The 326-nt window shown below is 48.8% G+C and carries 1 protein-coding gene; it reads left to right on the top strand.

Annotated features, from left to right (window positions below):
- A partial coding sequence (locus tag VJI77_RS07405; RefSeq protein WP_323988947.1) for a hypothetical protein occupies window positions 1-326 on the top strand: 326 nt, incomplete at both ends.

The raw sequence follows: 326 nt of genomic DNA, 5'->3' as shown, positions 1-326 counted from the left end.
GATCAAGCACAGTCTGCGCGTATCTCTACGGTAGAAGCCAAGGCAAATATTACGCCTGACGTCTTTCGTATTCGTGCAACAGGCATTGCTGCAAACAACTCTCCGTGGGGTAAGAGCAGCGGCATCTATCGTCCAGGGGATACTGAATATATCGGCATTTGGCTCTCTTATGGTGTTATTGCCTTTGACATGAATTCTAATACCATCAATTATGCCGAGACGTTTGACGTTTACGGTAGTGCCCAGCGTGCGCAAGACATGGCCAATGTGCTAATGAGCATGGCGCCCGGCCGTACAGTCATCGTCATCTCAAATGATGAACCTGT

Source organism: Parvimonas sp. D2, assembly GCF_035282635.1.
Lineage (GTDB): Bacteria > Bacillota > Clostridia > Tissierellales > Peptoniphilaceae > Parvimonas.
The sequence above is the reverse complement of the archived record's forward strand: the minus strand, read 5'-3'. Positions and strand labels throughout refer to the sequence as shown.